The sequence below is a fragment of the Helicobacter valdiviensis genome (assembly GCF_003245365.1).
Taxonomy (GTDB): Bacteria; Campylobacterota; Campylobacteria; order Campylobacterales; family Helicobacteraceae; genus Helicobacter_D; species Helicobacter_D valdiviensis.
In genome coordinates this window covers 1-431 of sequence record NZ_NBIU01000130.1, presented here as the reverse complement: position 1 = coordinate 431, position 431 = coordinate 1, and the positions used below count along the sequence as shown (strand labels likewise).

Annotated in this window: 1 protein-coding gene and 1 pseudogene; both read left to right on the top strand. The window is 30.9% G+C overall.

Annotation, left to right across the window (positions count from 1 at the left end; translation table 11 throughout):
• Nucleotides 1-166: tail protein X (locus B6S12_RS10890; protein ID WP_111230746.1), on the top strand; the 166-nt coding region annotated here is incomplete at its 5' end.
• Nucleotides 167-295: 129 nt separating this feature from the next.
• A pseudogene (locus B6S12_RS11610) lies at nt 296-431 on the top strand (phage late control D family protein); the annotation flags it as partial.

Below are 431 nucleotides of genomic sequence, written 5' to 3'. Positions count from 1 at the left end.
CAATGAAAGATTAGATAGTGTGGTTTATAGATTTTATGGAAGTTTGGAGTATTTTAGTATGGTTTTAGAAGTAAATCCCAAGCTTACTCCACTTTTAAAAAATGGAGATGTTGTGAATTTGCCAATAATAGAAAAGCCAACAAATAAAGAAGAAGCACTATGGTAACTTGTGAAACTTTAATTTTTATAAAAAGTAATTTTTCTCATGGCGGTGTGAGCCCTGAATTTTGCAAGCAAAATTCTTCCCAAGCCACTCGCAAAATTCTTTTTATAAAATTTTAAAAAGGAGAATCCAATGATTAACAAACCAAACTTTAAACTCCTAGCCAAAGGTAAAGACATCACACAAAAGATTTCTAAAAATCTCATAAGCCTAAGCTATGAGGATAAAGAAAAAGATGAGAGTGATGAGATAAGCTTTAGTGTTTTTG